Origin of the sequence: Acidiplasma aeolicum, assembly GCF_001402945.1 — an archaeon.
GTDB lineage: Archaea > Thermoplasmatota > Thermoplasmata > Thermoplasmatales > Thermoplasmataceae > Acidiplasma > Acidiplasma aeolicum.
Genome location: NZ_LKBG01000189.1, coordinates 1 through 13,856 on the forward strand (window position 1 = coordinate 1; position 13,856 = coordinate 13,856).

Annotated in this window: 16 protein-coding genes and 1 pseudogene; 9 read left to right on the plus strand and 8 right to left on the minus strand. The window is 34.6% G+C overall.

Translation table 11 applies throughout. The features are described from left to right. The first annotated feature begins 134 nt into the window (after positions 1-134). From AOG54_RS04300 to AOG54_RS04310, 3 genes are all read left to right on the plus strand, one after another. Positions 135-371, plus strand: a complete 237-nt coding sequence (locus tag AOG54_RS04300; protein WP_048101423.1) for a hypothetical protein — start codon at positions 135-137, stop codon at positions 369-371. Positions 372-434: 63 nt separating this feature from the next. Further along, the gene (locus AOG54_RS10040) at positions 435-590 is read left to right on the plus strand and encodes a hypothetical protein (protein ID WP_197065852.1); all 156 of its coding nucleotides are present in this window, start codon (positions 435-437) and stop codon (positions 588-590) included. Between the two features lie 756 nt (positions 591-1,346). Further along, complete coding sequence (locus tag AOG54_RS04310; protein ID WP_048101424.1) at positions 1,347-1,679, plus strand: hypothetical protein; 333 nt, start codon at positions 1,347-1,349, stop codon at positions 1,677-1,679. Here AOG54_RS04310 and AOG54_RS04315 read toward each other — a convergent pair whose 3' ends face one another. After that, positions 1,680-2,336, minus strand: coding sequence for a uracil-DNA glycosylase (locus tag AOG54_RS04315; RefSeq protein WP_048101425.1), 657 nt, complete (start codon positions 2,334-2,336; stop codon positions 1,680-1,682). Between the two features lie 71 nt (positions 2,337-2,407). On the opposite strand from AOG54_RS04315, the gene AOG54_RS04320 reads away from it, so the two are divergent. Both AOG54_RS04320 and AOG54_RS04325 read left to right on the plus strand, forming a co-directional pair. Continuing rightward, positions 2,408-2,716: an NfeD family protein gene (locus AOG54_RS04320; RefSeq protein WP_048101426.1), complete on the plus strand. Its 309-nt coding sequence runs from the start codon at positions 2,408-2,410 to the stop codon at positions 2,714-2,716. A gap of 28 nt (positions 2,717-2,744) precedes the next feature. After that, positions 2,745-3,242: a TIGR00725 family protein gene (locus tag AOG54_RS04325; RefSeq protein WP_048101427.1), complete on the plus strand. Its 498-nt coding sequence runs from the start codon at positions 2,745-2,747 to the stop codon at positions 3,240-3,242. Positions 3,243-3,255: 13 nt separating this feature from the next. Here AOG54_RS04325 and AOG54_RS04330 read toward each other — a convergent pair whose 3' ends face one another. Further along, positions 3,256-3,741 (minus strand): hypothetical protein, encoded by a 486-nt coding sequence (locus AOG54_RS04330; RefSeq protein ID WP_048101428.1) that lies wholly within the window; start codon positions 3,739-3,741, stop codon positions 3,256-3,258. Between the two features lie 89 nt (positions 3,742-3,830). Between AOG54_RS04330 and AOG54_RS04335 the strand changes: the two genes are divergently transcribed. After that, positions 3,831-4,613 carry a pyridoxal-phosphate dependent enzyme gene (locus AOG54_RS04335; RefSeq protein ID WP_052656729.1) on the plus strand — a complete coding sequence of 261 codons (783 nt, stop codon included), beginning with the start codon at positions 3,831-3,833 and terminating at the stop codon, positions 4,611-4,613. A gap of 110 nt (positions 4,614-4,723) precedes the next feature. On the opposite strand, the gene AOG54_RS04340 is transcribed toward AOG54_RS04335, so the two are convergent. The 3 genes from AOG54_RS04340 to AOG54_RS04350 are packed head-to-tail and all read right to left on the minus strand — an operon-like array spanning position 4,724 to position 7,420. Further along, positions 4,724-5,440 carry an enoyl-CoA hydratase/isomerase family protein gene (locus AOG54_RS04340; protein WP_052656731.1) on the minus strand — a complete coding sequence of 239 codons (717 nt, stop codon included), beginning with the start codon at positions 5,438-5,440 and terminating at the stop codon, positions 4,724-4,726. Continuing rightward, a complete protein-coding gene (locus AOG54_RS04345) occupies positions 5,430-6,257 on the minus strand; it encodes a 3-hydroxyacyl-CoA dehydrogenase family protein (RefSeq protein WP_048101430.1) in 828 nt (275 codons plus the stop codon). The genes AOG54_RS04340 and AOG54_RS04345 overlap by 11 nt, the downstream gene beginning before the upstream one ends. Then, a complete protein-coding gene (locus tag AOG54_RS04350) occupies positions 6,254-7,420 on the minus strand; it encodes an acetyl-CoA C-acetyltransferase (RefSeq protein WP_048101431.1) in 1,167 nt (388 codons plus the stop codon). The genes AOG54_RS04345 and AOG54_RS04350 overlap by 4 nt, the downstream gene beginning before the upstream one ends. Before the next feature lie 138 nt (positions 7,421-7,558). On the opposite strand from AOG54_RS04350, the gene AOG54_RS04355 reads away from it, so the two are divergent. The 3 genes from AOG54_RS04355 (at position 7,559) to AOG54_RS04365 (ending at position 10,428) form a co-directional block, all read left to right on the plus strand. Then, the gene (locus AOG54_RS04355; protein WP_054964034.1) at positions 7,559-8,161 is read left to right on the plus strand and encodes a hypothetical protein; all 603 of its coding nucleotides are present in this window, start codon (positions 7,559-7,561) and stop codon (positions 8,159-8,161) included. 81 nt (positions 8,162-8,242) lie between these two features. Continuing rightward, the gene (gene menC / locus AOG54_RS04360) at positions 8,243-9,328 is read left to right on the plus strand and encodes an o-succinylbenzoate synthase (RefSeq protein ID WP_055032473.1); all 1,086 of its coding nucleotides are present in this window, start codon (positions 8,243-8,245) and stop codon (positions 9,326-9,328) included. Beyond that, a complete protein-coding gene (locus AOG54_RS04365) occupies positions 9,325-10,428 on the plus strand; it encodes a M20 family metallopeptidase (protein WP_055032474.1) in 1,104 nt (367 codons plus the stop codon). Before menC ends, AOG54_RS04365 begins: the two co-directional genes overlap by 4 nt. A gap of 49 nt (positions 10,429-10,477) precedes the next feature. Here AOG54_RS04365 and AOG54_RS04370 read toward each other — a convergent pair whose 3' ends face one another. The 3 genes and pseudogenes from AOG54_RS04370 to AOG54_RS04380 form a co-directional block, all read right to left on the minus strand. Next, the gene (locus AOG54_RS04370; RefSeq protein WP_055032475.1) at positions 10,478-11,722 is read right to left on the minus strand and encodes an NRAMP family divalent metal transporter; all 1,245 of its coding nucleotides are present in this window, start codon (positions 11,720-11,722) and stop codon (positions 10,478-10,480) included. Beyond that, a complete protein-coding gene (locus AOG54_RS04375) occupies positions 11,715-12,353 on the minus strand; it encodes a metal-dependent transcriptional regulator (RefSeq protein WP_048101435.1) in 639 nt (212 codons plus the stop codon). The genes AOG54_RS04370 and AOG54_RS04375 overlap by 8 nt, the downstream gene beginning before the upstream one ends. Before the next feature lie 204 nt (positions 12,354-12,557). Next, positions 12,558-13,775 (minus strand): annotated as a pseudogene (locus AOG54_RS04380) (MFS transporter); the annotation flags it as partial. Between the last annotated feature and the right edge of the window lie 81 nt (positions 13,776-13,856).

Consider the following 13,856-nt stretch of genomic DNA (forward strand, 5'->3'; position numbering starts at 1 on the left):
CTGTATACATAATGTTTGTTCTAAAAATAATTAATTTGATCTTGTTTCAGGAATCCATCCCCTATGGATTCTCAAAAAATTTTAAAATTGATTATTTATTAATAACTTAATATTTAATTATATAATACAGTCTTATGGTAAATTCAATAATAGGAATGGAAAAAAATGGTAAAATATACATTCCCAAAGAAATAAGAGAAAACTATGGAACAAAATTTTTTATAGTTCCATACAGGGACAAAATTATACCTTATGATATTCCTGAAAATCCAATAGAGGACCTCATAAGGCTTGGAGAAAGGTTAAGGGATATACCGATCAAAAAATTAAAAAATGATATAAATGAGGAGGCTTATAATGACATACGCTGATACCGACTTTTTTCTGGCAATTTTAAAAATTCTGATTGGTTAAAGGAAAATGCAGTTAAGATTATGAAAAACCATAAAATTGAAACCTCAGAGGTAACATATATTGAATTAATGCTGCTTGCCAAAAAATATGATCTGGATTTATTGAAATTAAAAAAGACGTTATGGCCATCTGCCATGAAAATAACAGTATGTATATTTTGGCCGCAGAGTATATAAAAAGTGGGGTTAATTTTTCCGATGCATTCCATTCAGCCCATTGCAATGGAGAAATAATTAGTTCTGACCACGTATATGACAAAATGGATATTAAAAGAATAAATTTAGAGGATTAATATTATCAACAATATGGTTTAAAACAATAAAATAATATTCCCATTGAAGAAGGTAGCCATATCCATCGGTATTGAATCATTTTCCATAACTGAATGTTACAAATAAAAAAATATGTATAATTAAAAAAACATATAATACATAATTACGTCTTTGATAACGCACATTTTTTAACAATAATTTGTACAAATAAAAAAAGATATAGTTATCAAAACTGGTAAACCCATATCATGTTAATGCATTATTGTATCAAGCTTTATAGAATACCAGAACCAAATATCAACATATATGCAATAAAATACTGATGATAAATATTTATTAATTTTTTTAACATCAAAAAAGGCCATAATATATACGACCTATTATTTCCATTATTTATCCTAATTTTCCAAATTTTTTGTGGTATTCAGTATAAGAGTATGCATACATTAATATGCCATTAAAGATTTAAATATTCAGCTTCAATGCTGGATGTTCTTATATTTAAAGTTTAAATAGCCTTTAGACACTCTAATGTTTAACATTATTGATTATAATATCATTAAACATTGAAATTCATAAATAATTCATATCCTCCGGAATTATAATTTAAAAGGACATTGATTAAAAATTTTTAAATATAATATTTAACTAATATATGCAATGGCTGTAACTCCAAGAAAGGGCGTTTTTATACCCAGAAGGGCAGTTTATGTAAGAAAAAGAAAGCATTCCTCAAGGGAGCGCTTTGAGCCCGGGTATATAACCAAGGAAAAGCAGAAATTAAAAAACGAAAAGGATAATATAATAAACCTTAGAAAGGCATTGAATAAATGTGGTGGAAGGAATGATTGCATCAGAAAGGTGGTAAGAAGAAGCAGAATATGCTATCATGATGTTATAGAAAGTGAGGAAAAAATAGACAGAATTTATTTAAGAAATGGTGCATATTTTCATTTAGAAAATAATAAATGGTTTTACCATAAAAAGGAATGATCAGGAATTTATGTATTTTTTTATTTCCCTTAAAAATTTTATAAAGTTCTCCCTTTTTAATGACCCGGTATTAACATTTCTTGGGCTTGGATGGTATGAGCAGTAAAGTCTGATTCCATTGATATCATAATAAAGTTCATTTCCAAATTTAACATTTTTAATGTTTATTCCCTTTTCTGATAGTATCCTTAAATAGGAATCAAAGGCTATTTTACCAAGAACCAGAACAGCCCTAAGCTTATCCATCATTTGTATTTCTCTTATAAGAAACGGCTGGCAATTTATAAGCTCATCCTTTAATGGTATGTTATCCGGTGGCGCACATTTTAATGCAAGTGTTATATACATATCATTGTATGTTAGTCCATCATCCCTGGATGTTGATGTTGGGATATTTGTAAAACCTGCCTCGTAAAGTGCCGATATCAAAAAATCGGAGCTTTTATCACCTGTAAAGATCCTGCCTGTTCTATTACCACCGTTAAATGCCGGTGCAAGACCAATCACGAGCAGTTTACCGTGAATGTCCCCATAACCTGTAACGGGCCTGCTCCAGTAAATTTCTCCAGAATACCTTCTTGGTATCTCCCGCGTCGTCCTGTATTCCACAAGCCTTGGGCATTTTCTGCAATTGATTATTTCTTCATTAAGATTCATTCTTTTATAATTCCAGCATTGCACTAAAACATTTACATAATATTAATATAAAGCAATTCATTTAAATGTTTATGAATTCACAGGAATATTATATAACAATATTTTTGGTTGCAGTAATTTTCTTCTTTATAGGGGCATGGTTTTCAAGATTCTGGTTGAGGCACCCATTCAGAAGGCCAATAGCCACAGGGCCGGATGCACTAATCGGCAAAACCGGTGAAATAAAAAATGTTCTCAAAAATAATACATATGAAATTAGCATAGATTCGCAGATCTGGCGTGCCGTTCCTGTTAATCCCGAGGATACATTTAAAAAGGGTGAAATGGCATATGTAAAGGCCATAAAAAATTTAACGGTTTATATTACAAAAATACAATAATTTTTATAATTGTTACAAATTTTTGACCATGTTCAAATATAACATTGGAATTATTGGCGGAAGCACAGCTGATGAATTTTACTGTAACATTGCCTATAAGGTTGGATATTTACTTTCCAAAAATGGATGCGCAGTGTTCTGCGGCGGAAAAACAGGCGTTATGGAGTGCGCATCGCATGGTGTTTATGATGCCGGTGGGTTTGTTGCAGGCTTTATGCCGGAATATACAAAAAATGGTGGAAATAAGTATCTTTCACTGGTTATACCTACCGGAATAGGCTATTTAAGGAACTTTCTCATTATAAGGGCAAGTGATGCATTAATTGCAATCGACGGAAAATCAGGGACAACCTCCGAGGCGGCATTTGCATTAACCGAGGGAAAAAGTGTGATATCAATAGGAAATTTAAACATTGATGTAAAAGAGGGGGATGGAAAATTAATAAGAGTTAAAACACCAGAGGAGGCTGTCGAAAGGGCCATGGACGAGGCTGGGAAATACACCTCAAAATTTGGTGAAAAATAAAATATAAAGACAATTATTCTTTTATTATATGTTTTCTCTCATATGATATGTGATGCATTAGCATAAAGAATCCAATGATATACTCTGCCATTACAGCACCAAGGAGCCTGAGATGCACAGTGAACATTTTATATGGACCCAGAAGAACGTATATTAATATTATTCCTATTAAAAATATTATTAATATGACAATTGCCGGGTTCTTATGCCTTAATTTTTCGAAATAAAACAGGCTTGGAAATGCTATAAATATTAATCCCAGTGGAAATGCCACCTCTGTAAATCCATTAATTTTTACATGGCCTATCTTATCAAACTGGAGGGATGCAATTCCTATTAAAATAATGGCAACCAGCAGTATTCCAAGTTCTATATAAAAAAGAGCTTTATTATTTCCCTTAGGTTTTTCATTTATAACCTGAGTTGATTCAACATTCTCGTCACTTGAAATATTTTCAGCCTTTATTTCATTTTCTGTGTTCTCATTATTGTCAGTCATTTATTAATCATGATTTTTTAATTATTAAATGTTTTGTATATTATTCTTTAATTTGCAAATATTAATTAATTAAAAATATATCCATGTTTATGTCTATTGAAAATGATATTGCCAGTGAAATGTACAGTTTTGGCATAGGCAACACACCACTTATAAAGCTGGATGATAATTTATACGCAAAGGCCGAATTTTGCAATAAATTCGGATCAATTAAATCAAGGGCAGCATTTTTTATGATAGATTATGCACTAAAAACCGGCATAATAAATAGGGATACAATTATTGTTGAGGCCTCATCTGGAAATACAGGAATAGCAGTGGCCGGTATATCAAATTTATTTGGGCTTAAGAGTAAAATAATAATACCGGAGGGTGCTAGTAATGGTACAAAAGATTATTTAAAATCTCTTGGATCAGATTTGATACTTACAAAGGGAAACAGCACAGAGGCCTCCATTGAATATGCCAGATCAATCGTTGAATCCGATCCCGGAAGATACTTTAGGTTAAACCAGCACGGAAATGACCTTAATTCAGATGCACATTATTACACAACAGCACCAGAAATTAAAAATGAAATAATTAACGTTGATTTTCTGGTTGCTGGAATTGGCACAGGCGGTACCATTACAGGAATTTCAAGATATTTGAAGGAGAATGGAAATACAAAAACAGTAGGAATAATTCCTGATTCCGGATCGCATATTTTTGGCCTCAGGAATCCGTTTATTTCAAATAATAAGTGGATACTTGATAAATATATGAAATATATTGATGATGTTAAAGAATTAAATGAAAAATATGCATATTATGGTGTTAGGGAACTTATGGATAAACAGCGTTTATTTTGTAGGCCCCTCATCGGGTGCTAATTATTATGTTTCAAAAGAATTAAGCGATATGTTTCCTGATAAAAATGTTGTAACAGTGTTTCCTGATAGCGGTAAAAAATATATGGAAATTTACAGGGAGAAAAATATATTTACTCATTAAATTTTGGGGTTTTTTTGTTTAGAAAGCTCTCTATGCCCATTTTCGCATTTTTTGTGTTAAATAATTCAGCAAAATATTTTGATTCATCATAAAATGAGGATTCCATCATCAATTTTTTGATATTTATTATGGCCTCACGGGATTTTTTATAAAGATCAACTGCAAGTTCAATGGCCCTCTCCATCGGATTATCTGAAATTTCTGCAATTATGCCGTACCTCACTGCATCATCGGCATTAAAGGTTTTACCTGTCATGATTATGTATTCAGAATTTGCCCTTCCTGCAATTTTTTTTAGGCGCTGGGTTCCCCCCCAGCCCGGAAGTATTCCAAGATTAACTTCCGGAAATCCCCATTTTAATTTCGGCCCTCCTATTCTAAAATCTGTTGATAATGCAAGCTCAAGACCGCCACCAAGTGTGTATCCATTAAGTACGGAAATGACCGGCATGGGAAAAGACTCAATTTCATCAAGTATCTCATGCCCCTTCATGCTCAGATTAAATGCCTCTGTATCCTTCATGCCAACGAAATTGTTTATATTTGCACCCGCAGAGAAGGCACGGTTATTTCCTGTTATAATGTTTATCTTATTATTTTTAAGCAGGTTTTTAACAGATTCCAGCCTTGAAATATCAAGTGGATTAAGTCCGCCATCATCCATTTTTATTACATTATACTCATCAAACTCTTCATTATTTATCATATTTATAAAACCCCTCACCTGTTTTTCTACCAAGTTTTCCGGCATAAACCATATTTCTCAACGTGACTGGTGGCTTAAACCTTTCATAGCCAAGGTCATTATATAATACATTGAGTATATCATAAACAACATCGTTGCCTATAAAATCAGATAATTCAAGCGGGCCCATGGGATGGTTCATTCCAAGCTTCATTATTGTATCTATTCCGGCCGCATCTGATATGCCCTCCTCAAGTGATATAATTGCCTCCCTGATTAATGCCATCAGAACCCTGTTTGAAATAAAACCGGGAAAATCCTTAACCATAACCGGGGTTTTTCCAAGTGATTTTGAAATATCCATAACCCTTTTTATTGTATCACCATCAGTATCGTATCCTGAAACAACCTCGATTAACTTCATTATTACTGGAGGATTAAAAAAGTGCATGCCAATAAATTTTTTTGGATTCGGCGCATATTTTGAGAGCATTGTAATTGATATTGATGATGTGTTTGTTGCAACAATGGCATTCTGATTTTTAATTTTATGCAAAACCTCACTTTTAATTTCAGGTTTTTCTATTACAGCCTCCACATAAAATTCTGAGTCATATGCAGTGAAATTTGTATCATATAATATTCTTTCTGATACCCTTTCAGGTTCCTTTATTATGCCCTTCTCTGATAATTTCTTAAGTGATGCGTTGATTGCCAGCTCTGATTTTCTAAGTATTGAGTCGGAAATATCTGAAAGTATGACATCATGTCCAAACTGTGCAAATACCTCCGCAATACCGGAACCCATGGTTCCACCACCAATTACAGTTACCCTCAATATATCATCTCCAGTGATAATGAGTGGCCACCGCCACCACCATGGCATATCGTTGCAAGGCCGGTATTCAACTTTCTTGATTTAAGTGCGTTTATAAGTGTTACTATAATTCTTGACCCGCTGTTTCCCAGTGGATGGCCTATTGCTATTGCCCCGCCATTTACATTAAACCTTTCAGGGTCTATACCCAGCTGATCACGTACTATTATGGATGCAACTGAAAATGCCTCGTTGTGCTCAACAAGATCGTAATAATCTATATTTTTCCCCTGTTTTTCCAGCAATTTTCTTGTTGCGGGTATTGGTGCCTCAACAAAGTCCCTTGGATTCATTGATGCGGAGGCAAATCCTGTGATTTTTGCTATGGGTTTTAATCCATACTCATCAACAGCCTTTTTTGATGCCAGAAGCAGGGCAGAGGCACCGTCTGAAAGCTGGGATGAGCTGCCTGCCGTGAGAATCCCATTGCGATCAAATGCGGGGACAAGCTTTTCAAGGTCCTCCATGGTGGTCTTTCTTATTCCCTCATCCTTTTCAAGGTTTTTTAACGGCACAATCTCCTTTGAAAATTCACCGGATTCTGTGGCCCTTAATGCACGCTCCTGGCTTTCAACAGAGAACTCATCGGCATCCTTTCTTGTTATGCCGTACTTCCTTGCAGACCCCTCGGCGGAAACGCCCATGTGCTCATTGTACATTGCATCTATCAGACCATCAACAAGCATGGAATCCTCAACCTTGAAATTTTTGTATAAAAGCTGTTTTGGTCCCCATCTAAACTCAGAATTAAGCAACAGTGGTGATGCACTCATATTTTCCATGCCGCCTGCGATTATTATGTCGTGCTCCCCCAGGGCTATCTCCCTTGCGGCATTTTCAACTGCAAGCATTCCAGAGGCACATACAACATTTACTGTATTTTTTGTCACCTCATCCCGCAGACCTGCATAAAATGCTGCCTGGCCTGCAGGATTTTGGCCCACACCGGCCTGGATTACATTACCCATAATAACCTCCTCCACGAGGTCCTTATCTATCCTTGAATCATCTATGACGCCCTTAATTGCCACACCACCAAGTTCTGTGGCCTTTACCCTTGCCAGGGATTTTCCAAATTTCCCTATGGGCGTTCTTTTTGCCGAAACTATATAAGTATCTAACATCGAATAAGTATAATAAATACATTTATCTATTTTTTCATTAATACAAGATTAATAAATACGGCATTAAGCGAATTAAAACCCAATTTTTTATCAGATATTTATAGGCAAGATTATTAACATTTATATCATTACCTTTTTATGATGGTAGTTTTATACCTGCTGGTACCCGCAGCCATAGTATCACTGGCAATAATAATAGCCATACTTCATATGATTGCACCTGACCACTGGACCCCAATAATTTCATATGCAATAAAGAATAGATATACAAAAAAGAAGGCGGGCGCTGTTTCACTTTCACTGGGAATTCTTCATGGTTTATTCTCATCTGTGCTATCATTTACCATAGTTATTTTTGGTATTCATTTTATTCCTGATATATATTTAAGGCTATTTGTGGTCTCCATATTATTATTTGTTTCATTTTATATAATAATAAACGCAAGGCATGAGGCACATGAGAACCGCATGCCAGAGCCAATTAAAAAAACCATACTTTTAACAAGCATTATCCCAGATCCGGCAATAGTGCCGGTCATACTCATGGGGCTTACATATGGCATGGGATTTATATTTAATACGATCTCCGTTTTTATAATAATTTCCGGTCTAACACTTTTTTCAATAACCATATTTTTGCATAAAATTCTTTTTAATAAAATAAACAGTTTAAGTCCACAGAAAATAGACTATCTTGTTGCATTAATCCTTCTGGTAACCGTTGTTTTTGTGATTCTTTAATATAAATACATTATCACAATTTTAAATATTTATACATTGTTTAACTCGGAAAATTAATAAACAGTTAATATATATAAACCAATGAAACTTGAATATTATTTACTGGATATGCCATTGATTGTGCCATTCAAAACTAGCTTTGGCACGGATGTGAACAGAAAGCCCCTTATTTTTAGGCTTGAACATAATGGTATTGTATCATACTCTGAATCAGTAACTGATCAGGATCCATTTTACAGCTATGAGGATAATGACACCGCACTTCATGTAATAAAAAGGTATCTGGCACAAAATATTAAGGATGTTCCTGATCCTGAAGAATTTCTAACAAGATCATCAAACATAAAAGGCCATAATATGGCAAAGGCTGCACTTGAAATGCTTTTATATGATTACAGGGCAAGGGAGATGGGAAAACCGCTGCATGAATTCCTTGGTGATAGCCGTGGGTATGCAAACGTTGGAATTTCAATAGGCATGGACAATATAAATAAAATGATAAAAAGAATAGATGATGCATTAAAATTAAAATATAAGAGAATAAAGGTAAAAATAATGAAGGGTGAGGAGTTAAAAATAGTTTCTGCCATAAGGGACGTATACCCTGATATAAATTTAAGCGTTGATGCAAATTCTGATTACACTGAAAAGGACTTTGAATTACTTAAAAAACTTGATAAATTCAATCTGGTGTATATAGAGCAGCCATTATATCATGATGATCTAATATACCATGCAAGACTTGCAAGGGAGATATCAACCCCAATATGCCTTGATGAATCAATAACATCCCCTGAAAAGGCACAGAAAGCATTTGACATTGGCGCATGCAGCGTGATCAATATAAAACCTGGAAGGGTATCAGGACTTACCAATTCATTAAAAATTGCAAGAATTGCCAGGGAAAATAATGGCCATGTCTGGATCGGTGGAATGCTTGAAACAGGGGTTGGCAGATCATATAACATCGCAATGGCATCAAATAAGCTCATAGACTATCCCGGGGATACATCACCAAACAGCAAATATTACATAAGGGACATTGTTAAAAATCCATATAATATGGAGGACGGCATAATAAAGGATTATAATGGCGCAGGCAATGGGATAGAAATAGATGAGGAATTAATTAATAAGTATGCTGTTGAAAGGGGTGTTATATTTTGAATCCGCTTGAATATATGGAAAAAAATAAAAAAAATATGATAAATGACCTTAGAACTGTTGTTGAATTTGAAACCCCATCATATAATAAAAAACTTCTTGATAAATTTGTGGACTTTATTTCAGGATATTTGGAGGAAAACCTCAAATGTGTACCGGAAATTATAAAATCTGATAACACCGGGAATGATATTAAATGCACACTTGGCAGCGGAAAAAAAATACTTTTATTAACACATTATGATACTGTTTTTTCAGAGGGAACATTAAAGAAAAGGCCATTCAGAATTGAGGGTGAAAAGGCATACGGTCCCGGCATATTTGACATGAAGGCCGGAATAATACAGACATTATATGCACTTAAATACATTGTTGAGCATTCTGAATTTAATAGGCAAATCGTTCTTTTAATGACATCTGACGAGGAAATAGAAAGTGGCTTTTCAAAGGATATAATTATAGAAAATGCCAGGGATGCAGAATATGTTCTGGTTATGGAACCATCATTAAATGGAAAGCTTAAAACGGAAAGAATGGGTGTTGGCACAGTAAAACTAACAGTGCATGGAAAATCATCGCATGCCGGCCTTGATCCGGAAAAGGGAGTAAATGCAATTATAGAGGCTGCCAATATAATAATGGAGGTAAAAAAATCAGGTATAGCTGGAATAAATTTTGATGTCATAAGAGGGGGCACGAGGTCAAATGTTATACCAGATCTTTGCATTGCAGAGGCAGATCTGAGATTCAGATCAGAACGCATGGTGTCTGATATTAAAAATCTGATTGAAAATATAAAACCTGTAAATCCACTGGCAAAAATAGAAACAGAATACAATATAAGGCCACCAATGATAAAAACGCTCAAATCACAGGAGCTGTTCATGAGGGCAAGGGAAATTGCACATGAAAAATTAAATATGAATCTTGAGGAAACATCTGTTGCCGGTGGCAGCGATGGCAATTTTTGTTCATACTATGCCCCTGTTCTGGATGGGCTTGGTGCAGTTGGTGACGGTGCCCACTCTGAAAATGAATTTATATACATTAATTCAATGCCCGAGCGTACAGCCCTTTTATATTATTTAATTAATGACCTTTGAAATAAATTTTATTCAAATTATAATTTAATATAAATTTAAAAAATAAATTTCAAATTATTGCAAGAACCCCAAAGAATACAACAAATATAAGGCTTAACCAGTAAAATATTCTTGTTAATTTTTTCATATAAAATTTTCCCATTATTTTCCTGTTTTGACCAATAATGCCCATTATCACACCAGGGCCTATCAGAACAAAAACAAAGATGACGAGCAGGTAAAGAACTGAATTAATTAACATATCTGCAGGCAGTATCATTCCGGCTATAACTGCAGGAAGGCTTTCCAGAACATAAACGGTGAAAACATGCTTTTTATTTATGTTTAATGACTCAACAACCCCCCATGCACTGCCCATGGATATTACTATTAGGGCAATAAATCCTGCTGCAATTAAACCTATTCCAAATAGATATGGGGAGAAAGACCCGGCAACTGCGTCAAGCGCAACTGAAAGCTGTGATGCTGAGGCAAAATCTGTGGTTTTTGGCACCCCTGAAAATACCATCTCCACTATTACCATGAGCAGTTCTGAAACTATTGCACCAAATAACGTTTCACGTTTCATTGATTTTAACGCCGCCCGGTCTATTTCATCACTCCTTGTATTGTTTATATCAATATATGAGTTCTTAACATACCTGACCTTACTTGCCGTGGCTGATGCCTGAAAAAACAGCATAAATGGCATTATGACCGCACCAACATTTACTGCCAGAATAAATATGTAGGAGTATCCTGGTGAAAAGTATACCGGGGATGAATTAATAAAACCACGCAGGAACAGGTCAACAATGAAGGCCACTATAAGCACCAGTGTTATTGGTATTAAGATTTTTTCTGTTTTTCTGTATCCGTGTCTGGAAACAACGAATAAATGAACCACATATATAACCGGAAGTGAAATTAATATTGGTATGCCCATCAGGTTTAATCCTATGGCTATGCCCATATATTCTATTGCATATGTTACAACATCTGTAAGTGCCATTGGAAATGACATAATAACAGATACTTTTTTTGAATAATTCTCACGTATGACATCACCAAGTCCCTTGGATGTTGCTATGCCTATCCTCCCTGATATCTCCTGGACAAAATATAATGGAAGTATCATGAGAATCATGAACCATATTAATCCGTATTTAAAAATGGCACCTGTTTCTGCAGCCCCTATTGTACTGCTTGCGTCCATATCAGCAATCATAACAAGCCATGCGGGACCAAAGAAGCGAAGATAGAACCTTAACCTGCTCTTTCTGGATCTTAGGTTTAAATCTGATTCCTCATTCATATGATGTCACTAGCCTGAAGGAGCCTGCAAGTTTTTCTGGTATTTTAAATTCATTATTACCTGATATAACTATGCTCCTACCATCCCTGTAGAAGGTTAAGTTCTGACCGGGAAGGATCGATGCATCTGCAAATTTCTTCAGAAGGTTATTTTCCTCATATATAATTCTTGAAAGTTTGTATCTTCCCTCTGGAACCTGATTAATGCTAAATTCCATGATATTTGGGTTTTCTTTAATGTTTATGGGATTTCCATGAGGGCATCTATCAGGATTTCCAAGGTTCTTCCTGAGCTTATTAAAATGTAAATCATCTATTGAATGCTCTATATCCATAACAGCATCATGTGATTCCTCCCATGGTACATCGAGCATTTTTACGGCAAATACCTCGGATATTCTGTGCCTGCTCATTATTGGTGCGGCCAGGTCAAGTCCATATGTTGTTAAATATATCTTTCTGTTAAACTTTTTAATAATGTTTTTAGCCTCAAGCTTGTTTAAATACTCAGAAACTGTTGGCATGGAGACATTTAAATCGGAGCTTATTCCTATTTCGTTGGCACTACCAAATGCCTCTATGAGGGTGTAAATTGTTTTTATATAATCCTCCTCATTATTTCTAAAATCCATGCAACAATATTAGGTATACCTAAATAAATTTATCTAAAGTTGAAGTAACTAAAATATAAACATCTGATGTAATTTTATGAATTCAACTTTTGCATGCATTAAGAATTTTTAGTGTTTCAAAAATTATAAAAATTGATGATAATTATGTTTATTCTAAAGGCTTAAAGCCATATATTATCAATATATGTTACCAGATATATTTGGTCAGACAGCATTTTTTTCAAGTATTCTGTTTGGTATATCACGGTTTAACAGTGAAGATATTATAATGCTAAATATTATAGGAATCATTAAGATGTATATTATTGACTGGTTCCAGCCTATTATGTAAACGAGTGAAAGTAAAGATGTTGGCATTATTATGTTGCCAATCCACATAAAGGCATAACCGTATGTGCTTGCAGTCGCCCTAACTCTTGTTGGGAACATGTCGTTTACGTAAAATGGCCATGCAGCCCACTGTGATAATAAAAAGAAAATAAATACAATATTAAATAGCAGTACATAATAATATGATGTTGATAATATTATTCCGGCAACGGAAATTGATGTTATAAACATGAATACTGCCATGACGTTTCTTCTGCCTATTTTATTGCCAAGATATGCTGCAAATATGTATCCAATAATACCTATGCCAAAGGATATAAATTCAAAGGATAATGTGTCAAGGAATGCTATGTGTTTTATTTCAACGTAATATATTGGCAATGCCACAAGAGATATTGTTGCACTTCCCGATAGTATTGCGGCATAAATTGCAATGAGTATGGATTTTCTCCTTAAATCCCTGTGGAACATTTGTACAAAGGGATTTTTTATTGCCTCCCTCAAATTGGCGCTGTATCTTGTTGTTTCCTCCTTTTTATTTTGAATATAATCATTTTTTGCCTTCCTTAAATCCATGAATCTGTCTGTTTCAGGCAGTGATTTTCTGAAATATAATATGAACAGGGCGGGCAGAACGCCTATAAAAAATACATATGTTAAATGTATATTATATAATTCAAATAGATAAACCACTGCAGCACCAAATGTCTGGCCCACAGGAAAACCCAGTGATGTTATTAGCATCTGTCTTCCACGAAGTTTGTGCGGTGCGGTCTCTGCCGTCAAGGTGAAACCCAGCGGTTCATCTGTTCCTGCACCTACAGATGTTAAACCGCGTGAAAACATAAAGGTTGGAACAGAAAAGGAAAAACCGGTTATTAAAGACCCAAATGAATATAATAAAACAGTAATCATAAATAATAATCTTCGCCCATACTTATCTGCAAGGTAACCAAAGGAGAATGCAGCTATGGCGGAAACAATAAATGCGGTATCGTTTATTATATTTATATCATTTAAATTAAAATTAAATAACGCTATCAATCCCGGTATGCTTGCAAGGAACATTTCAAAATCGAATGCAAATAATAAAACACCAAAAAATGCAGATAATGTATATCTCCAGGTTCCTCAATAATAAGTAATTTTACATCGGAGAATGCATAAATAGCA